The following is a 24740-nucleotide window of genomic DNA, read 5'->3' as shown; positions in this document are numbered from 1 at the left end:
ATGCCTTCATATTATTTATTCTTCAAAATCTCGCTTAACACAGCCTGTGCAGCCCAGACACGGTTGCCGGCCTCTTGTATGACGATCGAGTTCGGCCCGTCCAGTACCTCGTCCGCGATCACTACATTTCGCCGCACCGGCAGGCAGTGCATGATCTTCGCATCATTCGTTCCGCGCAGTTTTGCATTGTCAACCATCCAGCTGGGATCTGTGCAGGTGATCTTACCGTAGTCATTGTAGTTAGACCAGTTTTTGACATACACAAAGTCTGCACCTTCCAGTGCCTTGTCCTGGTTGTATTCAATCTGTGCACTGCCGCTGAACTTTGGATCCAGTTCATACCCTTTTGGATGGGTGATCACGAAGTCCACTTCACCCCATGCATTCATCCACTGTGCAAAAGAATTAGGTACCGCCTGCGGTAATGCTTTCACGTGCGGTGCCCATGTCATTACCACCTTTGGTTTGCGCGGCTGCTGCCAGCGTTCTGCAATGGTAATTACGTCTGTAAGACTCTGCAGCGGGTGCAGCGTAGCACTCTCCAGGCTCACTACAGGTACACCAGCATATTTGATAAACTGGTTAATATACTTCTCTGTATAATCCGCTTCCTTGTCCTTCAGACCCGGGAATGTACGGATGGCCATGATATCAAAATATTGTCCCATCACCGCTGCCGCCTCTTTCACGTGCTCAGAGGTGCTGCCATTCATTACCACACCGTCATTCATTTCCAGTTGCCAGCCTTCCTTATCGATGTTGAATACAACTGCATCCATCCCCAGGTTCTTCGCCGCCACCTGTGAACTCAATCGTGTTCGCAAACTTGGGTTTAAGAAGATCATACCGAGGGTCTTGTTCTCACCCAGTTGCTTATCTTTAAAAGGCTGTTTTTTGTAGTCCAAAGCGATCTCCACTAAACGTGGGACACTTGGTACATCATCTACTGAAATAAATTGTTTCATTTTTTCTGTATGGCGCTCTAATGATGATAGTTTAAAAGATAGTGAGCGATTCATGCCTGATTTAAGGCCTGCCACAGGCGCTGACAAATGATACTGACAGCATCCGTGGCGGTTATTCTTTGCTTAAAGTTCAACGCGAACCGCCATCCATAGTTTAGTTCAGTTCTTTGCTGAAAGCAGTCAGGAACTCGTTGGCATGTTCCATGGTCAGTGCCAGTGATGGTAGCAACCTGATCACATTTGGCTTCGCTTCGCCTGTAAAGATCTTATGCTTAAATAACAGTTCTTTTCTCACATGGTTCAGTGACTCCGGCAGTTCGATACCGATCATGAGACCTCTTCCTCTTACCTCTGTTACCTGCGGGAATTTCTTCAGTTCGCTGATCAGGTAGTTACCTACTTTTTCTGCGTTGGCTATCAGCTGCTCTTTTTCCATTGTCTCCAGTACTGCCAGTGCTGCAGCACAAGCCAGGTGGTTACCACCAAAGGTAGTACCCAGCATACCGTAAGCTGGTTGAATATGAGGTGCGATAATGATACCACCAACCGGGAAACCATTCCCCATCCCTTTTGCCATAGTGTAAATGTCTGCATTCACACCAGCGTGATCGTGAGAGAAGAATTTACCACTTCTGCCGTAACCACACTGTACGCTGTCTGCAATAAATACAGCATTATACTGGTCGCACAGGCTTCTGATCTTTTGCAGGAAAGCTGCACTGGCTACTTTAATACCCCCTACACCCTGGATACCTTCAATGATCACAGAAGAGATGTCATTTGCTTTGAAAGCTGCTTCCAGCGCTGCCTGATCTTCCCATGGCAGGAAGATCACGTTGTCTGTCTGGTTAACGGGTGCTACAATCTTTGGATTGTCAGTCACCGCTACAGCCAGGGATGTTCTGCCGTGGAAACTGTTCCTGAAAGCAATCACCTTCTTTTTACCATTATAGAAAGAAGCGAGCTTCAGCGCATTTTCATTGGCTTCTGCCCCAGAGTTCACGAGGAACAGCTGGTAGTCAGGCTTCCCGCTCAGCTGTCCCAGCTTCTCAGCCAGTTGCTGCTGAATAGGAATCTTTACAGAGTTGGAATAGAAGCCAACTTTGTTCAGTTGTTCGGTCAGTCTCTTTACGTAATGAGGATGTGTATGACCAATAGAGATCACCGCGTGACCGCCATACATGTCAAGGTATTGATTGCCCTGATCGTCCCAGACGTTGGAACCTGCGGCATGATCAATAGTAATATTATTGATGGGATATACGTCGAATAAATTCATTTTTCAGAAGGATCTTAAATTTTAAAATACGATGGATTTCAGCTTCAGTCCTGCCGTTTCATCCAGTCCATACATGATGTTCATATTCTGAATGGCCTGTCCGGAGGCTCCTTTCACCAGGTTGTCTTCGATAGAGTGGATCACGAGTTTGTTGCCCACTTTTTCCAGCTGGATCAGGACCTTATTGGTGTTTACCACCTGTTTCAGGTCAATCTGTTTATCACTTACATGTGTGAAAGGATGAGTAGCATAGTAGTCTTTATACAGCTGCTGAGCTTCTTCGAGAGACAGATCGCTGTTCAGGTAAGAAGTGATCCAGATGCCTCTTGGAAAGTCACCTCTTACAGGTACAAAATTGATCTCACCGCCGAACGAAGGTTGCAACAGCTGTAAGCTTCGTCGTATTTCCTTCAGGTGCTGATGGCTCAGCACTTTGTACGTGCTCACGTTGTTAGCTCTCCATGTAAAATGGGAAGTCGCCTGCAGGCTTTGGCCGGCACCGGTAGAACCAGTGATACCGGTAGTATGTACTTCCTGCAGTTTACCCGCCTTTGCCAGTGGCAACAGGCCGAGTTGTATAGCAGTAGCAAAGCAGCCAGGGTTGGCAATATTCTTTGCACTGGCAATTTTTTCTCTGTTCATTTCCACCAGGCCGTATACAAACTCACGACCTTTGGCGGTCTCTCCAAGTCGGAAATCCTGACTCAGATCGATGATATTGATGTGTGCAGGAATGTCATTCTCTTCTACGAATTTCTTCGCTTCGCCATGTCCCAGGCAAAGGAAAATAACATCTACATCGTCGCTGAGCGCTCCTGTAAAGGTGAGCTCAGTTTCGCCCAGCAGGTCAGCATGTACGGCATATAACGGATTGCCGGCATTGCTGCGACTGTGTACGAAAGATATATTGACGTTAGGATGATTCAGCAGCAGGCGGATCATTTCACCACCACCATAACCGGCACCACCTACGATTCCCGCATTTATTTTTTTCTCAGTTGCCATTCGTAATTATTTGCCGCCGTTGGCGCTCTCAGTTACCTGATGCCAGATCATAGTCTGGTTACCGAAGATCTTGCTGAAACCTCTCACGTCTTCACCGCTCCAGCCATTGTTCATTTCACCATACTTACCAAACTTGCTGCTCATCAGATCGTAAGCAGATTCGATACCGGTTACCTGGAAGCGGTAAGGTTGTAATGTTACAAATACTTCGCCGGTTACGTTTTCCTGGCTATGCTGTAAGAACGCTTCGATGTCGCGCATTACAGGGTCCATGATCTGACCTTCATGCATCCAGTTGCCGTAGAATGAAGCCAGCTGGTCTTTCCAGCTCAGCTGCCATTTTGTAAGCACGTGTTTCTCCAGTGCATGGTGAGCTTTGAGAATGATGACAGGCGCAGCCGCTTCGAAACCTACGCGGCCTTTGATACCGATGATGGTATCACCTACATGTATATCGCGGCCAATGGCAAATGGGCCTGCTATCGTCTGTAAATATTGAATTGCTTCAGAAGGATGTGAGAAAGTCTTGTCGTTCACACCCGTCAGTTCTCCCTTCACAAATTTCAGTTTCACCTGCTCAGTACCTTCTTTCGTCAGCTGTGTAGGCCATGCTTCCTCAGGCAGGAAACCGTTTGAAGTCAGGGTCTCTTTACCCCCTACAGAAGTACCCCACATACCTTTGTTAATAGAGTATGCTGCCTTTTCAAAGTTCATTTCAACACCTTTGGATTTCAGGTAAGAAATTTCTTCTTCGCGGCTCAGTTTCATATCACGGATCGGAGTGATGATTTCAACACCCGGGATCATGATATGGAAAATCATATCAAAACGCACCTGATCGTTACCAGCACCGGTACTACCGTGTGCAACAGCGTCAGCACCCACTTCTCTTACGTATTCGCCGATGGCAAGTGCCTGGCTCATACGCTCTGCACTTACGCTCAGCGGGTAAGTGTTATTCTTCAGTACATTACCGAAGATGAGGTATTTGATTACACTATCATAATAAGAACGTACTGCATTTACCGTCTTATGGCTCTTCACACCTAAATTGTAAGCGCGTTTTTCAATTTCTACCAGCTCTTCTTCAGAAAAACCACCGGTATTCACGATTACAGAATGCACTTCATATCCTTTTTCTTCGGTCAGATATTTAACGCAATAGGAAGTATCGAGTCCTCCGCTAAATCCCAGTACTACTTTTTTCATTTACTTATAGTGATAATGATTGTTGATAATAATATTGTCTATCTATAAAAAATTAAACAGGAAGAACCGCTTCTTGCTCGCTGCTGTAGCACCACCGCCACCGCTTCCACCTTCTTTCTCTTTACCGCTCTTGAGCAACACATATCTTTTGAAACGTAACCAACGTTCAAACAGCTTGAAGTTGTCAGAGAACTTACGCTTCCGCTGTGGTTGCTGGATAGTACCATTTGCGGCCACCATCACTTTCGGTTGCATGATCACATTGTAATGTTCTGCTGCACGCTTCGCTGCTTCCTCTTTCTCTGCGGCTTCTTTTGCCTTCTCTACAGGATCGTAAAGCATAGCCGTACACAGGCAGTTCTTACGATTCTTGCTCGTGAGTACATCAAAGTTAACACAACTACGGCAACCTTTCCAGAACTCTTCATCATCTGTCAGTTCGGAATAGGTAACCGGCTCATAGCCCAGTTCGGAATTGATCTTCATCACAGCGAGACCTGTCGTGAGACCAAAGATCTTGGCATCAGGATATTTCTCTCTTGAGAGTTCAAATACTTTATGCTTAATGGCTTTCGCCACACCATGTCCACGGAATGCGGGGTTTACAATAAGACCTGAATTGGCTACAAACTTCTCATGTCCCCAGGCTTCTATATAACAGAAACCTACCCATTCACCTTTGTCAGTAACTGCGATCACAGCTTTACCTTCTTCCATTTTATGCTGTACATATTCCGGAGAACGCTTGGCTATACCTGTTCCTCTGGCCTTGGCAGATGATTCCATCTCGTCGGTTATGGTCTTACCATAATGCTGATCGTCAACGGTGGCAACCCGTACGATGATATTCGGATTTTCCAATCTTGTCAATTGAAAACGTTACAATAAATAAATTGAATCTACAACCCATTCTGAATGGGGGAAAATACCTTAATGGATTTGTGAGGAGGCATTAAGGTTGCGATAGCGGGCTGGCTAGGCGGCACTATCAAATACGAGGTCGTCGGGAAAGGTATCTAAAGACATTGAACCCAATGGAGTATTCACCTTCCATCAGGGAAGGGTGATAAGGAGAAAGAGTATGGGCCGCAAAGTTTTCCAACTTCAGTTCAGCATTAAATTGTTAAAAACTGTCTTTAATTAATCAACCGCAAAGTTATAATATTATTTATTCAATGTGGTCAAAAAATTTTCAGGTTTACTGTTAAATTTCCAGTGCAAAATTAACAAAAGCCGAGCCAAACAGAGATTTACAGGAAATATTTTTTTCGAATTTATATTTTACCTGATCTACAATATGTTATAAAAAAGGAGCCCTGAACAGAGCTCCCCGTTTTTGTAGTTGTGTTAATGAAAATTGTTTGTAGGTGTAGGAATAAATCAGCCTTTCGGTGCATTGAACAGTTGTACCTCACTCAACACCGGGCAGGCTTTGGCACCGGTAATCGTGATCCGGACCTCTCTTGTCTTCGTAGCCGGTAATAATAATATACGCTTATGGCCAATGGTCGTTTCGTTCGCTATCTCTTTATATTGACCGTGATCCGGCACTTCTACCCTGAAGCGCTGTACACGCTGCCCCGGTGCAATGTACTCCTGCAACAATAACCTGTTGAAAGTCATCGCCTTCCTGAAGTGCAGCTGGGCTCTCTTCGCCGTGCGCGCCCATTGACGGGTATCAAATTGCATAGGATTAAAAACTTTCGGATCTTCCTTTCCATCCTCCCATTTCTTATCCGTAAACGTATTGGGGCCGAAATGAATAAATAAGTAGTTCTCGAGGTCCTGCCACTCCAGCTGCGCTTTTGTGGGCACCATAAGAGGCAATGTCCTGAGCTTTTGTTGCAGCCAGACAGGTTAACAGCAAGACTGTAATCAATAATCTTTTCATTGTTTTATATCATGGTCTCCGCAAGTAATACCATCGGGAAGACGATGACGGCTACTGGTAGAGAAAATAAAGGAAGTCATAGTTAAAATACTGGCAATCCGCTACCCCTGCCATGAATGAAAAAATTGCATTTCAAAATCATTTACATTACATTTAACGACCAGCTACACAATACAATACACCATTCAATCATGTTATCGCCAAGAGCAAAACCAAAATGAAACATGAAAAAGCAGCACTTACACCGGAGAACATTTCTCAAAAACACAATGGCCGCCGGAGTCGGCCTCACTTTGCTGGATACTCCTTCCAGACTTTTCGCTAACGTAAAAAAAGAAAAAGTAAGAATGGGACTGATCGGCGTCGGCGCCAGGGGACAAGGCCACCTTGAACTCTGCCTGAACCGTGCAGACGTAGAGGTAGTCGCCATTGCCGACCCTGACACCAACTGGGCAATACCCGGCGCAAGAAAACTCATTGATAAAATTTACGGCAGCAAAAGGAAAGTAGCAGAATACACAAACGGACCCGAAGATTTCCACAATCTACTGAAGAGAGACGACATCGATGCTGTCATTATCGCCACTCCCTGGGAATGGCATACACCACAGGCTGTAGCCGCCATGAAAGCAGGCAAAACTCCTGCCGTGGAAGTATGCGGCGCTACCGATGTAGCAGAATGCTGGCAACTTGTAAACGTGAGCGAAGAAACAGGCGTTCCTGTCTTTGCTATGGAAAATGTAAGCTATCGTCGCGACATCATGGCTGTGCTCAACATGGTGAGACAAGGCCTGTTCGGAGAACTCATTCACCTGCAGGGAGGCTACCAGCACGACCTCCGCAAAGTGAAGTTCAACGATGGCAAACAAATTTATGGCGGCGGCGTGGAGTTTGGCGAGAAAGGACTCTCCGAAGCCCACTGGCGTACCAATCACAGCGTACACCGGAATGGCGACCTCTACCCTACCCACGGTCTATGGCCGGTAGCCAACATGATCAATATCAACCGTGGCAACCGCCTCATTTCCTTAACATCAGTAGCCACCAAATCGCGTGGCCTGCATAAATATATTGTTGATAACAGCAGTGAAAGCCACCCTAACGCCAAAGTACAATTCAACCTCGGCGACATCGTCACTACCCTGATCCGCACCAGCAACGGGGAAACCATCATGCTAAGCCATGATACCAATTCTCCCCGCCCCTACTCGCTCAACTTCCGGGTACAGGGTACCAACGGCCTCTGGATGGACGACAAAGCCAGCGTATATGTAGAAGGTAAAAGTCCCTACGATGAATGGGAAAAAGCCGGCACACCTGAAGATGCTGGCAGCTACATGGGCAAATACGATCACCCGCTCTGGAAACGCTACACCAAAAGCTCTGCCGGTGCAGGACATGGAGGCATGGACTGGTACGTGATCAACAGCTTTGTAGAAAGTATCAAAAGAGGGGCGCCATATGCACAGGATGTGTATGACCTGGCCACGATGTACGCCATCACGCCACTAAGCGAAGCTTCTGTAGCAGAAGGCGGCAGCGTGCAGTATATACCAGATTTCACAAGAGGCAAATGGATTGACCGGAAACCGGTCTTTGCACTTGATGACCAATATTAAAAAAAGCGGGTGTTCATAAGAACACCCGCTTTTTTTATAGCTTACGACGCTTCTATATGCAAGTTTATCTGCCTCGATATCTCCACCCTGGCAATCAGTATAAAAATTACCTTACTTTTCCATATACAAGCTTCGCCATCACCCAACCCGTCTTGTTGATCATGCCGGGATTCATAATCCATTTCACACGGCTGTTTTCATTCAATATCGCTGTAAAATCGATCTGGCGATTTGCACCCTCTTTCCCCTGGTAAGTTCCGCTCCTGAAAACTGACAACTTATTCCCATTAAAAAACTGCTGTAAAAAGTAATTGAAATCAGCACTCATCAGGTAAAAATCCGGATAAGAAGACAGGCATAACAGATAGGACTGATCAATGGCATCGGCCGCCAAAGCCTCATGGGTATTCAGTTTAAATGCCAATGTGTTAAACAGTGCATCATCTCCCTTTTTATCGCCTGCATACACTCCGGTTACAATAGAATCCAGTCCGCCTTTAGTACTCCGGTAATACACACCCCTTGCATACGGCATTCCCGCCGGAATACTGTCGCCATTTGTACGTGTAAAAGAAGACGTATACGCATGCAAATACCCGCTACTATCATATGTGAGATTAAAAGTTGCTTCATTGGCCTCATTATAGTAGATCATTTTATCCAGCCGCCAGTCATAAGTATATTAAACCTGTAGATCCTGAACCAGGGTTGCTTTGCAGTACGTGCTATTGCCATAAAATCAGACACACAATGCTCATTATAGTACATAAAACTATATTCAATAGAATCCGCAGGTGAGGCTGTAAAATGTCTTGTTACACCCGCTATTTTATGTAGGCTGTTGTAAGTAATCGTGTCGTGTGCTACATAGCCGGCAGTCGTATCAGAAGAAGCATAGAAATAAACCGATGTAGGCAATGAGGTATTCGTATCAGTAGCAGGTGTATCCTGCTCTTTATTACAGGCAACAACAAGCAGGATCAGACAGCAACAGCAAACAGGTAATCTCATAAACCGGGATTTGGGTGAAGGAATCGAACCCTGTAAAAATAGAAAAACCGCCCCAATGAGGGACGGTTTTCACAAAATATTAAGTATCTTATTTAAGCCTTCTTCAATCCTACTTTATGACCACTCAGGCCGTAATACAGGATATACAGGTAACATGGCAGCATCACTACATAAGCAATATGCCTGTCAGAGCCTTTCGCAATAGCACCATAGATCAGCGGCAGGATCGCACCGCCACAAATCGCCATCACCATAAAAGCAGCACCGATCTTTGTATACTTACCCGCCTTATTCATTGCCAGCGGCCAGATACCAGGCCACATTAACGCATGTGATAAGCTGAGCAGGATAACGCAGATGATAGAAGTCCAGCCAGTAGTTGCCAGCGCAGCTACAGAGAGGATCAGCGCCAGTGAGGCACAAATGATCAGGCCTGTTTTCTGGGAGATCACTTTCGGAATCAGTACGATACCAGACAGGTATCCCACTGTCAGGGCAATCAGGCTATAAATACCCAGGTTGGTCGCCACCATCTTCTCCAGGCCATTGTATTCACCATACAGCGCCAGGGAATCGATCGCCAGCACTTCCACACCCACATAAGCAAAGATGCAGACTACACCCAGCAGCAAATGAGGAGGGATCCCTTTCTTAGCACCCGCTTCTTCCACAACAGTACCCTCTTCTTCCGTATTAATTTCAGGCAGATCAGATTTTCTCACCATGAAGGCAAGCGCCAACAACACTACGGTCATGACCAGGTAAGGCACCACGACGCGCTGTGCCAGTGCCTGTAATTCCGCTTCTTTGGCTGCACCGGTCAGGGTTTCGATCCTGGCAGATAACTGAGCGGCATCACTGAATAACAACTGCACGAGTACGAAAATGCCAATCATACCGGCTACCTTGTTACAAATGCCCATGATACTGATACGCTGTGCCGCTTTTTCAATCGGCCCCAGGATCGTCACATACGGGTTAGAAGCTGCCTGCAGCAATGTCAGCCCGGTGCCCTGTGCAAATAATCCCAGCAGGAACAAGGGGAAACTACGGGTGTAGGCAGCAGGAATAAAGATCAGGGAACCTACGGCCATGATGAGTAATCCGAGGGACATCCCTTTCGTAAAACCAATTTTTTTCAGGATGGCAGAAGAAGGTATCGCCATCACGAGGTAAGAGATGTAAAAAGCAAAGGTGACGAAGAACACCTCGAAGTCTGATATTTCACAGGCCTGCTTCAAAAAAGGGATCAGCACGCTGTTCAACCAGGTCACAAATCCAAAAATGAAAAATAAAGTGCCGATAATGCCCATCGCTTTGCCATAGCTGGTTGGCTGTTGTGGTTGCATAGGTAAAGGCTCTTTAATAGATGTAGCGGAGTTCCCCATACTGCTGTTTTATATATTATTTAAACACTTTGATTGATATTTGCGAACATACTTAACAATTTCAGCATTTCCTAATGAACAACGATAGTTTGGGCGTTGTTAATAGACAGATGCTAAATTTCCACGCTAAAAGGATTAAAAAGTATGTTAAATCATTCCTTCTTTCGCGTTTTGTTAACTATCGAAGGAATTAGATAGATATTTTATACCATATTAGCTAAAACGTTTTTGCATCAGAAAAATAGGGATATTTTTCTTAAATATTTAGGAATTCTCAAAAAATAATTTATACATTTATCGCTGCAAAAATTACAGTAATTTAACACGTTTATGGTTCAACAAACAAAGCAAAGTACACATCCATCTTTCTTTGTACTGATACTTGTATTTTTCTTCTGGGGTTTCGTTGCTGCTTCCAACAGCATATTCATCCCCTTCTGTAAGGCACATTTCCACTTGAATCAGCTGGAATCACAGCTGATTGATTTCTCATTCTATGGTGCTTACTTTATCGGCTCCCTGCTGCTGTACTTCCTGTCAGCTCTCAGAGGCGTTGATATTCTCAACAAGATCGGTTATCAGAAAGGTATTATCTACGGCCTGCTTATCTCTGTCGTAGGCGCTGTGGCGCTCATCGCTGCAGTCAATCTGGGTAGCGGCATGGCAAATGAAACCTATGCCTTTTATCTCATTCTGGGCGCATTCTTTATCGTTGCCCTGGGTTTTTCCCTTCAGCAGACCGCTGCCAATCCTTTTGCCTTCCTCCTGGGAGATCCTGCAAAAGGCGCTCACCGTCTGAACCTGGCGGGAGGTATCAACTCGCTTGGTACCACCATCGGCCCACTTATCGTGAGTATCCTGCTCTTTGGTAGTGCCAAGGGCGCAGCTTCCGCAGATACTGACATCAGTAAGATCAACACACTTTACATCCTGCTGATCGTACTGTTCCTCGTAGCTGCTGCTATCTTCTGGTTCTCGAAAATGCCGAAAGAAACGTCGGACGAGCCATTTGAACAATCGCCCAAAGCCAGTAAGACACTGGCTGCTATCACAGCGTTGTTCGTGCTCATCATGATCGGACTGGGCCAGGAAAATAAACTGCCTTTCTTCGTGATCGGTATCGTAGGTATCCTCGCGGTGCTGTTCTACGCAAAAGTAGTTTCGCAGAAAGGTGCTAACCTTACCCTGCAGAAAGGCGGCGACGGCTGGGGTGCTATGAAATACCCACAGCTGGTACTGGGCATGATCGCCATCTTCGTATATGTTGGGGTGGAAGTAACCATCGCCAGCAATATGGGTGGCCTGCTCGAAACCAAAGGCTTCCTCACTGAAAACGGTCTGACCACCGCTGAAATCGATCCTTATGTTTCCCTGTTCTGGGGTAGTATGATGATCGGTCGCTGGACAGGTGCCATCTCTGTATTCAATGTATCGGAAAGAATGCGTAAAATCCTTTGCGTAATCGTGCCGTTTTTCGCCTATGGACTCGTACTGGCAGCTAACTATGCAAAGGGTACAGATGTAAGCGTATTGTACCCATATGCAGGTATCCTGGTGATACAGATCATAGGTTTCTTCGCTGGTCAGGACAAACCTGCCCAGACACTCATGATCTTTGCCATACTCGGTATCGCAGCCAATGTGATTGGCCTGATGACCACCGGTTATGTTTCTCTCTTCAGTTTCATCAGTGGCGGTTTATTCTGCTCCGTGATGTGGCCTTGTATCTTCGCTCTTTCCATCGCTGGCCTGGGCAAGTATACAGCACAGGGATCTTCCTTCCTGATCCTGATGATCCTGGGCGGTTCCCTCGTACCTCCGGTACAGGGTGGTCTGGGAGACGATCCGAATATTGGAACGCATTATTCTTATATAATCCCAGTAATATGCTTTGCATATCTGGCATTCTTTGCATTCAGAGTTAAAACTATTTTAAAATCACAGGGAATCGATTATGAGTCAGCAATTAGCGGTGGGCATTGATATTGGTGGAACCAATACAAAGTTTGGCATAGTAGATCGCAGAGGTAATATTCTGTGTGATGGTCGTATGCTAACGAACCAACACGAACATGTAGATGCATTCCTGGACGAATTGCACGGACACCTGTCCGTACTCATCGAACAGGTTGGTGGTATCCAAAACATCAGAGGAATTGGCGTAGGAGCCCCTAACGGAAACTTTTATACAGGAAATATTGAATACGCACCAAACCTTCGCTGGAAGGGTGTCGTTCAGATGTCTAAATTGCTGGAAGCTAAATTTGGTGTCCCTGCTGTTTTAACAAATGATGCAAATGCTGCTGCCCTGGGTGAATTTATGTATGGTGCTGCCAGAAGCATGAGAGACTTTATCGTTATTACCCTGGGTACAGGTGTTGGTAGCGGTATCGTTGCAAATGGTCAGCTGATCTATGGTCACGACGGTTTTGCCGGCGAACTGGGTCACTGCATCGTGATCCCTGGTGGCCGTTTCCACCCCGGTACCAAGGCACATGGCTCACTGGAAGCATATGCTTCCGCTACAGGTGTGACCAACACGGCCCTGGAATTCCTGGAAACCCGCCCGGAGACAAAAAGTATGCTGCGTGAATTCAAAAAAGAAGAAGTAAATTCAAAAGTAATTTATGAAGCTGCCATGAAGGGAGATCCCCTGGCCATGGAAGTATATGAATTCACTGGTAAAGTACTGGGTGAGGCATTAGCGAACTTCGTGATGTTCTCCAGCCCTGAAGCCATCGTACTGTTCGGTGGTCTTACCAAAGCCGGTGACCTGTTGATGAAACCAGTTCGTGAGCATATGGAAAAGAACCTGCTGCCTATCTTCCAGAATAAGGTAAAGCTGGTATTCTCCGAACTGAAAGAAAGCGATGCTGCTATATTAGGTGCGAGCGCACTGGCATGGGAGATGAAAGATTAATACCAACATAAAGCACTTGTAATTTAAACATCATGCAAGATCGCAGACATTTTTTAAAAGCAGCGGCCCTCGGTGCCGCTGCTTTGTCTTTAGACGGGGTAAAGAGCGCACACGCGGCACCGTTTGTAAAAAAAGACAGGAGCACTAAGCCCATCGTACTATCTACATGGGATTTCGGCCGTGCTGCCAACCTGGCCGCATGGGAGATTTTGAAAAAAGGCGGTCGCGCATTGGATGCCGTAGAAGCCGGTGTGAAAGTACCTGAAGCAGATCCGAACAACCATACCGTAGGCTTCAGCGGTTATCCTGACCGCGATGGCCGTGTGACCCTCGATGCCTGCATCATGGACGAAAAAGGTAACTGTGGTTCCGTGGCCTCCCTGGAGCACATTACGCATGCTATCTCCGTAGCAAGGCTGGTAATGGAAAAAACACCGCACGTGATGCTCGTAGGTGATGGTGCCCTCCAATTTGCACTGTCTCAGGGTTTCAAAAAGGAAAACCTGCTCACACCCGAGTCTGAAAAGGCCTGGAAAGAGTGGCTGAAAAAATCCGAGTATAAACCCCTCATGAACATCGAAAACTCTTCATACGGACAAGGGACCAACCCAACTACTTTTAGTCCGCTCATGCTGCCTGGCAACCAGTATAACCATGATACAATCGGTATGGTGGCGATCGATGCAAACGGTGACCTGTCAGGTGCATGTACCACCAGTGGTATGGCGTACAAACTGCATGGCCGGGTGGGTGACTCCCCTATCATCGGTGCAGGTTTGTATGTAGACAACGAGGTCGGCGCCGCTACTTCTACCGGTGTGGGCGAAGAAGTGATCCGCATCGTAGGCAGCCACCTGGTAGTTGAACTGATGCGCCAGGGTTACTCTCCCGAAAAAGCCTGTAAAGAAGCCGTGGAACGCATTGTAAAAAAAGGGCCCGAAAGATCAAAAGGCCTGCAGGTAGGCTTCCTCGCAGTGAACAAAAAAGGAGAATATGGCGCTTACTGCCTGCAGAAAGGATTCAGTTATGCTGTACTTTCTGAAAAGGAAAATAACGTGCTGATTGACGGCAAGAGCTACTATAAATAAGTGAACAGCTCATTTAAACAACGGGAATTGCCACTGCTTTAAAATTCAACCCGATTCAATCCGGGTGAATGATGTATACAGCCAACATAGGGCATTCTCTATTTAATAAGACATGATTACACTTGAAATATGTGCAGCTTCGGTAGCATCCTGTATCGCTGCGCAGGAAGGTGGTGCTAAACGTATAGAATTGTGTGACAACCTGCTGGAAGGCGGTACTACCCCCAGCTATGCAACCATCGCACTGGCACGTGAAAAGGTGAATATTGACCTGTATCCCATTATCCGTCCCCGTGGTGGCGACTTCCTGTACGATGAACTGGAATATGCGACCATGCAGAAAGACATCCAGCTCTGTAAGGAACTGGGTTGCAATGGCGTGGTGATCGGTCTGCTCACAGCCGAGGGCAAAGTAGATGTACCCCGTACCAAAGCACTCGTAGAACTGGCATGGCCCCTGGGCGTCACCTTTCACCGGGCATTTGATATGACGGACGATCCTTTGCAGGCACTCGAAGACGTGATCAGCACCGGTTGTGAGCGTATACTTACTTCCGGACAACGCAATACGGCCATTGAAGGCACCGACCTCCTGAAAACACTGGTGGAAAAGTCAGCAGGCCGCATCGCTATCATGGTGGGCTCCGGCGTGCGGGCAAATAATATCGCTACACTGATCAGGGAAACCGGTGCAACCGAGTTTCACACCACTGCCAAAGGATATAATGAGAGTAAAATGATATACAGGAATCCCAATGTAAGTATGGGTGGCATACCCGGCGTACCGGAATATGGCATTTCCCAGACACAGGTGGAAGAAGTGATGAAAATATTAGCATTAGCTAAATAAAACATCCGGGAAAAGGGCATTCATCAAATCCATTTTCCAGAATAAAAAAAGCGCTTTTGCCATGGCAAAAGCGCTTTTTTTATTGTATTGAGCAGGTCTTACTACAGTTCATTTTGTTCAACCGCCTTGTTGGCATTCAACTCATCCTGTGGTATCAGGAACTGCCACTGCTTATCACCTGCGGGCATGGTCAATACTCCACCTGCGAGTGTGCTGCTATGGTTCGCCCCGGTCCTATCCAGTGCCATATTCAGACGTTTCAGATCAAAGAACCTGAACCCTTCTCCCCACAATTCGATCCGGCGCTGAAACAGAATTTCCTGCAGCAGGTCATCCCCTGTTTTCGTACTTTTTACATAAGAAGGATCCCTGTTAACTGCCAGCGTATACAATACATCTGCCGCTGCTGCAGACTGTCCCATTCTTACATCAGCTTCCGCCTCTATCAGGTACATTTCTGCAGCGCGCATGAGCGGTACGTCCCCGATGCTGCTGCTGGAGCTGGCTGCCAGGAATTTCTTATTCATATATGGTTTGAGTAAACCACCGGAAGGCACCGTTACACCACTACCATCCACACTCCACATTTTTCTACGCACGTCCGTCGTGCTGATCTGGTTATACAGTTTACTGTTGATCGCTTTGGGATTGGTGCGGATATTTGTAGAATTGTAATTGCTCGACATGAAAGCAAAAAATGAATAGAAGTAACTGGTCTGTTCAGAGATCTGGTGACTTCCCCACATCCATTCTGCATTGGTATAATCGTTGAAACCAGCCTGGTAAGTCGCGTTGGACATCAGCGTATAACCCGCTTTTGCCTCAGCGGCATACTTCGCTGCTACCGCCCAGTTCTGTTGAGTCAGTGCTATGCGGGCCTTGATCCCCTTTGCAGTAGCCAGGTTGATGTGTGACTTGTTATGCGCCGCAGAAGCAACTGCAAGATCCGCAATGGCTGAATCGGCGTCTTTATTCATCTGTGTGTATACTTCCTCCACCGTCATTCTGGGCTGACCTTCTGTGATGTTCGTTGTCAGCACAGGAACGCCTGGCTGTGTATTCGCACTACCAGCTTCATAGCGCTTACCAAAATACTGTACAAGATTCCACAAGGCCCATGCCCTGTAAGCGTAAGCCTGCCCTTTGATATTTTTCCTGTCACTTTCAGAACCGGTAGCACCATCAATATTATTGATGATCATGTTCGCATTTGAAATGATCTTGTAGTAAAAGACGTAGCTATATTTTAGCAGGCTGGCAGTAGCATTACGATGCATGGTCCACTTATAGGCAGTATTGTACCAGCCATTACCTGTTGCGGTCATCACCACATCATCACCCATAAAATCGTTGATGATCATTAAACTACCCTGGCCGCCCTGGTCCTGGTTATCATACTGTTTGTACAATGAGCGGTGAATACCATTGATGGCATTCCAGGCGTTCGGCACGGTTGTAAATACCTGGTCAGAAGCATAACTGTCTGTAGGCATTGTATCCAGGTAATCCTTCTTGCACGCGGAGAAAACAAATATAGCGGCAATTGAAAGTATGTATAGTAAGTTCTTCATTAGTCAATCCTGTTTTAGAGTGAAACGTTTATACCCAAAGTCACAACACGGGAAGGCACATAGCCGTTAGAAGTCACACCGGTAAACGACTGTGTGATGTTCATACCCTTACGCGCGGAAAAGAGCGCCAGGTTCTCGCCGCTTGCAAATACATTGACAGCAGCCAGGTGCATACCTGAAGTAATCCGCTTAGGCAATGTATAGCCCAGTGATACCCTTCTCAGGTTCAGGAAGGAAGCGCTTTCCAACCAACGATCTGAATTTGAACCTGCGAGGTTAGTTGTTTCGTTGGCATCCATTCTAGGTACATTTGTTATGTCTCCCGCTTTCTGCCAGCGTTTCAGCGCATCTTTATGCAATGCAGTTCCATAGGTACTCTGGTGCATCAGCGCAGCATAGTTGGCGTCGTATACTTTACCGCCTATCTGGTAACTTACCAGGAATGACAATTCGAAATTTTTATAATTAAACGTGTTGGTGATACCACCGTATACATCAGGTATAGCAGAACCTGCATAATGATACCGGGCATTATTGACATTTGTAGTGACGGTGTCTCCTGTTTTAGTCACCCAGGTAGTCGTATCCCCGAAAGTGGCTGCCCTGTACAACGGAGCACCGTTGGCTTCATTCACACCTTTGTATTCGCGCAGCCAGTAGTCATACATACCATGACCTTCAGTCAGCTTTTTGGTACCGGTGATAATCTCCTTGCGCGGCAGTTTGGTTACTTTGTTTTTATAGGTAGTAGCGTTTACATCCACTCTCCATTTGAAATCCCTGGTTTTCACTACTTCTGCACCAATGTTCACCTCAAAACCACGGTTGTACATCGTTCCGATGTTGGCATACTGTTCGGTTACACCGCTGGACAATGGCAATGGTACACTAAACAGGAGATTGCTGGACTGGCGATGAAAATACTCCACGCTACCGGTAATGCGTTGTTTGAAGATCCCGAAATCCACTCCTATATCATAGGTTTTATTCTGTTCCCATTGCAGCTTACTGCCAATTGTGCTCTGCAGCATACCTGGTTCATTTGCATTTGAATAAGGGTCGTATAAGGCCTGCCAGGCATAGTAAATGGCATTTTGATTCGCATCCAGCAACATATCATTACCTACTACACCATAAGAAGCACGTACTTTCAACAGGTCAATCCAGGTAATATTTTTGATGAAGTTCTCCCCATCCATTCTCCAGGCACCTCCGATTGACCAGAAGTTACCCCAGCGCAGGTCTTCTGAAAAACGGCTGGTACCATCCCGACGGAATGAACCAGAAAGGTAATACTTATCATCAAAACTATAGTTCACCCTGGATAAATAACCTTCTGTGCGGTATTTAATCTGGTAGGAATAAAGGGTGTTGGTCGTCGTAAAGTTGATCAGTTCAGTATTGCCTGCGTCCAGGATGATATTCTGCCGGGAACCGTACAGATAGTCTCTGGTCAGATCATAATTTTCATGACCTGCCAGTGCCTCCACCCTGTGTTTACCAAATGAATGTCCGTAGTTCAACAGCTCATTCACGGTAAAGCCAACTCTCATCTGGTTTTCACGGGAAGCTCTGCCTGCAGGAGCACCATCGCCTACAGTCGTGTTGTCATAAGTACCAAACAGGGTATTCGTGATATCCACGCTGACGTTGGTAGTGAATTTAAAATCACGCAGGAAGCTCACCTCGCCAAATGTTCTTACAGATAAGTTATTTCGTTTAAAATTGTTGTTGTTGTATTCTGTTTCAGCAATCACATGGCGACCAGGAGTTGCGCCGCTGGGGCGGGCTTTCAGGCCATATGCGGTCATATTACCCAGGTCATACATTTTGTTTCCGTTATCATCCAGCAGGTATGCACCTGTAGCCGGATCGTGTGCATGTATCGGGTAAATAGGACCCAGGTAACGGGCAAAGTTGAATGGGTTGACGAAAGAAGCGCTACCATCAGTATTTGCCTGGTTAGACGTAATAAAACTACCATTCGCATTGATACCTGTTCTGAACCATTTAAGTGGTTGTGTATTCAGGTTAATACGACCCGTCACACGCTGAAAATCAGATTTCATCACAAATCCTTTTTCCTTTACATAACCCAGGGAAATGAGATAATCACTTTTCTCGCTGTTACCATTGAAATTAACGTTGTAATCACCGCGGGAACCTGTGCGTTGGAGCGCTTTTTCCCAATCCAGGTCTTCTGCATAACGCAGACTGGCATTCGGATTCAGTTTTCCGTCAGTACCTACGATTTCATTATTGGCTACATTAAATGGATTATAAGCCAGCTGTTCAAAGATACCTTCTTTGCCGGCAACCTGTCCTGAAGCGATGGCATTGGCATCCGCCAGGGAATAATCTTTACGCAGTGCATTGCGATAGGCTTCCCACATCAGTGGATAATACTCTTTTGCACTCACACGGTCGTATTCGGGCAACCCGCGGCTGGTCACCCCTTGCATACCTCTCAGGCTGATATGATTGCCTCTTTGTTTACCCTTTTTGGTCGTGATCATCACTACCCCATTGGCAGCTCTTGCGCCATACAAGGCGGAGGAAGCTGCATCTTTCAGCAGGGAAATGCTTTCTATATCGTTGGGATTGATACTGGAAATATCACCGGAATAAGGCACACCATCTACCACATACAGCGGATCACTGCTGGCATTGATAGAACCGATACCGCGAATGCGGATACTGGGGCCATCGCCGGGCTGACCGGAGCCTGCATTGACCTGTATACCCGGCGCGGCACCTTCGAGTGCACTGAATGCGTTGGTAACCGGCCTGTTTTCCAGGGCTTTCCCTTCCACCTGGGCCAGGGAGCCGGTAAAAGTCTTCCGGTTGGCAGTACCATACGCAATGACCACCACCTCATTCAGGCCCTTTGTGTCCAGCGCCATGGTTACATTTATAGTAGAACGGCCATTGACGGGTAATTCCTGGTCCATATACCCTACAAAACTAATGACCAGGGTAGCGGTGGAAGGTGCGTCCAGCTCAAATTCCCCCCGGGCGTTCGTAACAGTTCCTTTCCCGGTTTTAGCAATCCGTACACTTACACCCGGCAGTGGTGCGCCGGAGGCATCTGTGATACGGCCTTTCACCGGGTTATCGGTAATCACCTGCGACCCGGGAGCAATGCCTACCAGGTTACCGGCCATCACTTTGAAAGTGAGTCCGGTATGGGTCAGCGCCTGCTGCAGCACCGTCTCCAGTGGCTTATTATTTACATTGACAGTTACCTTTTCATCAGCGGCAATCAGGTCATTGCTGTACACAAACCTATAATCACTTTCCTTTTCAATCAGCTTCAGTAGCCTGGCCAGCTTAATTTCCTCCAGGTTTAATGTGAAACGCTGCTGCGAAAAAACATTCGCAGACACCTGCATGCAGGTCAGCAATATCACCGTAAAGGCCAGTTTCATGACAAAAAAAACTTTTAAGAGAGATTTCGGTTTTGGTAAAAAAGACAGAAGTCTGGTTTTTTCCATACTTTTAGATTGTTAAAGGTCAATAAAATACAGGACCAGCCTCATCGCCAAATGAAGCAGCCGGTAACTGTAATGATCTTGGTTGAAGGGGGAATGTTCGTCTCATTTCCCCTTTTTATTTTATGTTGTAATAAGAAACAGGTATGTGTTTACATTAAAAATGCATACGACGGTTTAGTTATTATGAGATATTATGTTCAATAGTTATCAGCAAAACTGGTTGATAATTTCTTCTGCTATCGTTTTATAATGACCTGCTTTTTGTCAATGTGATAATGGAACATCGATGAAAACTGCAATGCATCCAATGTCTGTTCAACTGTTTCATTTGCAAAGGTGCCGGTAAACCGGTAATTCTTTACGATGGAATCCTGGAATACGACATTTACATCGAACCAACGTTCCATTTTAATCGCTATATCTTCAAACCGTTCATTGTTGAAGATGAGATAGTTCTCTTTCCAGGCTGTTTCAGCCACGAGGCTGTCGCGCGGATTGATACGTACTTCGCTCAGTACATACTGTCCTTTGCCCGCTGCGGCTACATTGGCCGGGGGGCTTGCGATCGTTTCCTGGTTCGGCAAAACGATTTTCTGGTTAGGTACCAATATTATTTTTTCGGGCCTGTCCCCTTTGATTGTCACTTCTACTTTCCCCTGTATCAGGGAGGTTTCAACCGTTTTGTCCTCGCGGTACGCCTTTACATTGAATGTCGTACCCAGTACGGTGATATCCATTTTGCGGGTATGGATCAAAAACGGCCTGTTCTCGTCTTTTTGTACATCAAAAAAAGCCTCTCCTTCCAGTACGACTTCGCGGCTTTCTGACTTTCCATAGTCGTAGTTTAATTTACTACCTACATTCAGCCATACAGTCGAACCATCCGGCAGTGTAATTTTTGAGCGGGAACCATGTCTGGTAGACACTTCACTGGAAAGTACTCCCTGTTTTAATCGTCCCTGCCCCAGGTTTGTCCGGATTCCCCAAATAGCGACAGCGGCAATCAGGACACTGGCGGCCACCGCCATGCTGCGGAAGTACACCCGCCTGGAACGTTTTGCCTGCAGACCCGGACCCGGTGCCTGGATCAATGCCATCTGCTTTTTCAACGCCTCTTCGACATCTGTGAGCGGATCGGGCGTCTTCAGCGCTATTTCCTTCATCAGCGATGCGTGATAACTTAATGCGGGATCATTCTTCAGTAATATTTCCAGTTCCCGCAACTCGTCGAGGGTGGCTTCACCAGAAATTTTTCTTGCCAGTAGTAACCAGATTCTGCTTTGATCCATACAAAATAAAAAGGCTTCAATTATCAGGACACAGAAAGTGCATGAATCCACTAAAGGGAATGTAATTTTTTTTTACTTTTTTTTGGATGCTGGCTGGCAGGGGGTTTAATGCCTTTTGTACACAATGAATTGTAGGGTTTATCCCTGGAATGGCAGGTATAATTTCAGGGATTCGCTGATCTTTTTGCCCGCAATGGCCATTTGCACATCGACCGTATTGACAGAAATATCTAATATCCGGGCTACTTCTTTATATTTTAACCCGTCTTCACGGACCAGCTTAAAGATGATCTTACACCTCGGAGGGAGATTATTTACCGCTTCGCTTATTTTTTTTGCCATTTCCCCGGTGATCATGAGCTGCTCCGGGCTCCTGTCCTGCGCACTCATTTCCACATCCAGTTCATCAAGACTGAAATGCGGTAACTTCTGCCTGTTCAGGTAATTGAGTGAATGATTTTTCGCGGCAACATACAGGTATACTTTCAGGCTGGCAATCTCTAAAAGCCGCTCCCGGTTCTTCCAGACGTTTACAAAAACGTCTGAAGCAATTTCCTCCGCCTGCTCCATTGATTTTACAATCGTAAACGCGAACTTGCTAAGCGGCTTATAAAATAACCTGAATAATTGCCGGTAGGCCTCTTCATCACCTGTAGCGACCCTCCCGGCTAACACTCTTATAGTGGCCTCATCTATCATTGCTCCCAGCTCTCATAGTTTGTTGTAGTGTAAGTTCAAAGAACGCTAAAATTAAATAAGAAGAATGAGAACTCCCACTTATTTATTTGGCAGTTGCGTATTTTAAATCCCGCTCCCCTGATACCTTTTTCTCATTTTTCAATACAAATGCTACAAGCGTACCTTATACATTTATGATTTTTGTCGTTTCTGCTTAAACAAGCACAAAAATTCTACCTCCGTAAGAAGATTTTTTTTAATTTTCGGTCTCGTTTTTAAACCGCATCTAATCCAAATTAACAATCATGACGCTAAATCATCAGGAAATTGAACTGATTGACAGTTTCGAACAAATAGCCGTGGATATATATCCTACCGCTAAAGACGGTTCCAAAGCAGTGGCACAGGAAATAGCAGCATTGATCAAAGCAAGACAGGCCGCTAACCAAAAGGTAGTATTAGGCCTGGCTACCGGCTCTACTCCAAAGTATCTTTATGCTGAACTTGTCCGCCTTCACAAAGAAGAAGGTCTGAGTTTCAAAAACGTGATCACTTTCAATCTGGATGAATACTATCCGATCGAACCAGATGCGCTGCAGAGCTACAACAGGTTCATGAAGGAACAGCTGTTCAACCACATTGACATTCCGGCAGGTAACTACCACATTCCAGATGGTACTGTTCCAAAGGAAAAAGTGAAAGAATTCGCAGCTGAATATGAAGCAAAAATCGAAGCTGCCGGTGGTATTGACCTGCAAATTCTCGGTATTGGTACCAATGGCCATATCGGGTTCAACGAACCAGGTTCCACCCTCAACTCTCATACCCGCCTCGTAACGCTGGATAACTCAACAAGAATGGCAAATGCATTCGAGTTTTCCAATATGAGCCTGGTACCCCGTCTCGCTATCACCATGGGTCTGAGCACCATTTTCAAAGCGAAACGCGTTGTACTGCTGGCATGGGGTTCTCATAAATCAAAGATCGTTCAGCGCTCTGTAGAAGGTCACAGCAGTGACCAGGTGCCAGCTTCCCTGCTGCAACAGCACCCTGACTGCAAATTCGTAATCGATGAGCAGGCAGCAGAAGACCTTACCCGTAACAAAGAACCATGGCTGACCGGTGATTGCGAATGGACGCCTAAACTGCGTCGTAAAGCAGTGACCAACCTCGCCCTGAAGCTGAACAAGCCAATCCTGATGCTGACTGACAGGGATTACAATGAAAACGGCTTAAACGACCTGATCGTACAATACGGTTCTGCATACGAATTAAATATCGAAGAATTCAACGGTCTGCGTGATACCATCACCGGATGGCCAGGTGGTAAACCAGGTGCACAGTTGCCCAGCCACCCGGAACGCTCCGAGCCACTGAAAAAACGTGTGCTGATCTTCTCCCCACACCCTGACGATGACATCATCTCTATGGGTGGTACCTTCATCCGCCTGCATGAGCAGGGTCATGATGTACACGTAGCCTACCAGACTTCCGGTAACATCGCTGTTACTGACGAGTTCGTACTGCGTTATATCGACTTCGCAGTAGGCTTTGAAGATATGTTCGGCATCGACCGTAGCAAGAGCTCCCAGGTACTGGCAGATGCAAAAGCATTCCTCGGTTCCAAGAAGCCTTCCCAGAAAGATACGCCTGAAATCCGTGCGATCAAAGGGCTGATCCGTCGTGGCGAAGCTAAAGCTACCTGCCGCTACGTAGGTATTCCTGAAGAAAATATCCACTATAATAACCTGCCTTTCTACGAAACAGGCCTGATCGAAAAAGCACCTGCCAGCCAGGCTGATATCGATATCACCAAAGAACTGATCCGCCAGGTAAAACCACATCAGATCTACTGTGCTGGTGACCTCGCAGATCCACATGGTACCCACAAAGTATGCCTGGAAATCATCTTCGCTGCTCTGGAACAACTGAAGCACGAAGAATACATGAAGGACTGCTGGGTATGGTTGTACAAAGGCGCATGGCAGGAGTGGAAGATCAATGAGATCGAAATGGCAGTGCCAATGAGCCCGGACCAGGTAAGACAAAAACGCCTGGGTATCTTTATCCACCAGAGCCAGAAAGACGTCGTGCCATTCCAGGGTACTGACAGCCGTGAATTCTGGGAAAGAGCAGAAGATCGTAACGCAGATACCGCCAACCTCTACGACCAGTTAGGTTTGCAAAAGTATGCAGCGATGGAAGCTTTTGTAAGATACCATTTCATGTAAGTACTTGCTTGCTATACGAAAAGGGTGATTGGGCAACCAGTCACCCTTTTTTGTTTGTGCACGCAGCTTACTCATCACCCTCCTTATCTTCAATGAACCCTGCACCTACCATCCCTCTCCACCGCATAAGATGCCCTCACACCCTCCCCGATATAAAAAGGACTCCTTTGCATTTTGCACAATTTAATTTTGCCACTATCCTTATCAGAATGAAAATATTCTTTACATTTATCATCCAAAATTTTTAACCAA

General features: G+C 46.3%; 19 protein-coding genes. 6 read left to right on the top strand and 13 right to left on the bottom strand.

The window, feature by feature from the left end; all coding sequences use genetic code 11:
- Positions 1–11: 11 nt before the first annotated feature.
- The 6 genes from ABDW33_RS11925 to ABDW33_RS11900 all read right to left on the bottom strand — a co-directional run bounded on the left by ABDW33_RS11925 (position 12) and on the right by ABDW33_RS11900 (position 6276).
- Positions 12–965: an N-acetylornithine carbamoyltransferase gene (locus ABDW33_RS11925; RefSeq protein ID WP_343690291.1), complete on the bottom strand. Its 954-nt coding sequence runs from the start codon at positions 963–965 to the stop codon at positions 12–14.
- 154 nt (positions 966–1119) lie between these two features.
- Complete coding sequence (locus ABDW33_RS11920; protein ID WP_343690290.1) at positions 1120–2244, bottom strand: aminotransferase class III-fold pyridoxal phosphate-dependent enzyme; 1125 nt, start codon at positions 2242–2244, stop codon at positions 1120–1122.
- A 21-nt stretch (positions 2245–2265) separates the two neighbouring features.
- A complete protein-coding gene (argC, locus tag ABDW33_RS11915) occupies positions 2266–3249 on the bottom strand; it encodes an N-acetyl-gamma-glutamyl-phosphate reductase (protein ID WP_343690289.1) in 984 nt (327 codons plus the stop codon).
- Between the two features lie 6 nt (positions 3250–3255).
- Positions 3256–4458 carry an argininosuccinate synthase domain-containing protein gene (locus tag ABDW33_RS11910; protein ID WP_343690288.1) on the bottom strand — a complete coding sequence of 401 codons (1203 nt, stop codon included), beginning with the start codon at positions 4456–4458 and terminating at the stop codon, positions 3256–3258.
- A 42-nt stretch (positions 4459–4500) separates the two neighbouring features.
- Positions 4501–5328 (bottom strand): GNAT family N-acetyltransferase, encoded by an 828-nt coding sequence (locus ABDW33_RS11905; RefSeq protein ID WP_343690287.1) that lies wholly within the window; start codon positions 5326–5328, stop codon positions 4501–4503.
- A 510-nt stretch (positions 5329–5838) separates the two neighbouring features.
- Positions 5839–6276 (bottom strand): discoidin domain-containing protein, encoded by a 438-nt coding sequence (locus tag ABDW33_RS11900; protein WP_343690286.1) that lies wholly within the window; start codon positions 6274–6276, stop codon positions 5839–5841.
- A 297-nt stretch (positions 6277–6573) separates the two neighbouring features.
- Here ABDW33_RS11900 and ABDW33_RS11895 point away from each other — a divergent pair, with 297 nt between their 5' ends.
- Positions 6574–7968, top strand: a complete 1395-nt coding sequence (locus tag ABDW33_RS11895; protein ID WP_343690285.1) for a Gfo/Idh/MocA family oxidoreductase — start codon at positions 6574–6576, stop codon at positions 7966–7968.
- A gap of 106 nt (positions 7969–8074) precedes the next feature.
- Here the strand turns inward: ABDW33_RS11895 and ABDW33_RS11890 are convergent, their stop codons facing one another.
- The 3 genes from ABDW33_RS11890 to ABDW33_RS11880 all read right to left on the bottom strand — a co-directional run bounded on the left by ABDW33_RS11890 (position 8075) and on the right by ABDW33_RS11880 (position 10367).
- Entirely contained in the window at positions 8075–8623 is a 549-nt protein-coding gene (locus ABDW33_RS11890) for a hypothetical protein (RefSeq protein ID WP_343690284.1), read from the bottom strand.
- Positions 8620–8979, bottom strand: coding sequence for a hypothetical protein (locus ABDW33_RS11885; protein ID WP_343690283.1), 360 nt, complete (start codon positions 8977–8979; stop codon positions 8620–8622). Before ABDW33_RS11885 ends, ABDW33_RS11890 begins: the two co-directional genes overlap by 4 nt.
- A gap of 92 nt (positions 8980–9071) precedes the next feature.
- Positions 9072–10367, bottom strand: a complete 1296-nt coding sequence (locus ABDW33_RS11880) for a sugar MFS transporter (RefSeq protein WP_343690282.1) — start codon at positions 10365–10367, stop codon at positions 9072–9074.
- Positions 10368–10697: 330 nt separating this feature from the next.
- Between ABDW33_RS11880 and ABDW33_RS11875 the strand changes: the two genes are divergently transcribed.
- The 4 genes from ABDW33_RS11875 (at position 10698) to ABDW33_RS11860 (ending at position 15225) form a co-directional block, all read left to right on the top strand.
- Positions 10698–12350 carry an MFS transporter gene (locus tag ABDW33_RS11875; protein WP_343690281.1) on the top strand — a complete coding sequence of 551 codons (1653 nt, stop codon included), beginning with the start codon at positions 10698–10700 and terminating at the stop codon, positions 12348–12350.
- Entirely contained in the window at positions 12322–13287 is a 966-nt protein-coding gene (locus tag ABDW33_RS11870) for an ROK family protein (protein ID WP_343690280.1), read from the top strand. Before ABDW33_RS11875 ends, ABDW33_RS11870 begins: the two co-directional genes overlap by 29 nt.
- 32 nt (positions 13288–13319) lie before the next feature.
- Positions 13320–14375: a N(4)-(beta-N-acetylglucosaminyl)-L-asparaginase gene (locus tag ABDW33_RS11865; RefSeq protein ID WP_343690279.1), complete on the top strand. Its 1056-nt coding sequence runs from the start codon at positions 13320–13322 to the stop codon at positions 14373–14375.
- A 112-nt stretch (positions 14376–14487) separates the two neighbouring features.
- On the top strand, positions 14488–15225 hold the full coding sequence (locus ABDW33_RS11860) for a copper homeostasis protein CutC (protein WP_343690278.1): 738 nt from the start codon (positions 14488–14490) through the stop codon (positions 15223–15225).
- Between the two features lie 101 nt (positions 15226–15326).
- On the opposite strand, the gene ABDW33_RS11855 is transcribed toward ABDW33_RS11860, so the two are convergent.
- The 4 genes from ABDW33_RS11855 to ABDW33_RS11840 all read right to left on the bottom strand — a co-directional run bounded on the left by ABDW33_RS11855 (position 15327) and on the right by ABDW33_RS11840 (position 22278).
- A complete protein-coding gene (locus tag ABDW33_RS11855; protein ID WP_343690277.1) occupies positions 15327–16796 on the bottom strand; it encodes a RagB/SusD family nutrient uptake outer membrane protein in 1470 nt (489 codons plus the stop codon).
- A gap of 14 nt (positions 16797–16810) precedes the next feature.
- Positions 16811–20224, bottom strand: coding sequence for a TonB-dependent receptor (locus tag ABDW33_RS11850; protein ID WP_343690276.1), 3414 nt, complete (start codon positions 20222–20224; stop codon positions 16811–16813).
- 302 nt (positions 20225–20526) lie between these two features.
- Positions 20527–21579, bottom strand: a complete 1053-nt coding sequence (locus ABDW33_RS11845; RefSeq protein WP_343690275.1) for a FecR domain-containing protein — start codon at positions 21577–21579, stop codon at positions 20527–20529.
- Between the two features lie 138 nt (positions 21580–21717).
- Complete coding sequence (locus ABDW33_RS11840; RefSeq protein WP_343690274.1) at positions 21718–22278, bottom strand: RNA polymerase sigma-70 factor; 561 nt, start codon at positions 22276–22278, stop codon at positions 21718–21720.
- A gap of 284 nt (positions 22279–22562) precedes the next feature.
- Between ABDW33_RS11840 and nagB the strand changes: the two genes are divergently transcribed.
- The gene (gene nagB / locus ABDW33_RS11835; RefSeq protein ID WP_343690273.1) at positions 22563–24488 is read left to right on the top strand and encodes a glucosamine-6-phosphate deaminase; all 1926 of its coding nucleotides are present in this window, start codon (positions 22563–22565) and stop codon (positions 24486–24488) included.
- The last annotated feature ends 252 nt before the right edge of the window (positions 24489–24740 follow it).

Origin of the sequence: Chitinophaga sp. (assembly GCF_039596155.1) — a bacterium.
Lineage (GTDB): Bacteria > Bacteroidota > Bacteroidia > Chitinophagales > Chitinophagaceae > Chitinophaga.
Note: the sequence above shows the minus strand (reverse complement) of the source record. Positions and strands in the feature narration are given on the sequence as shown.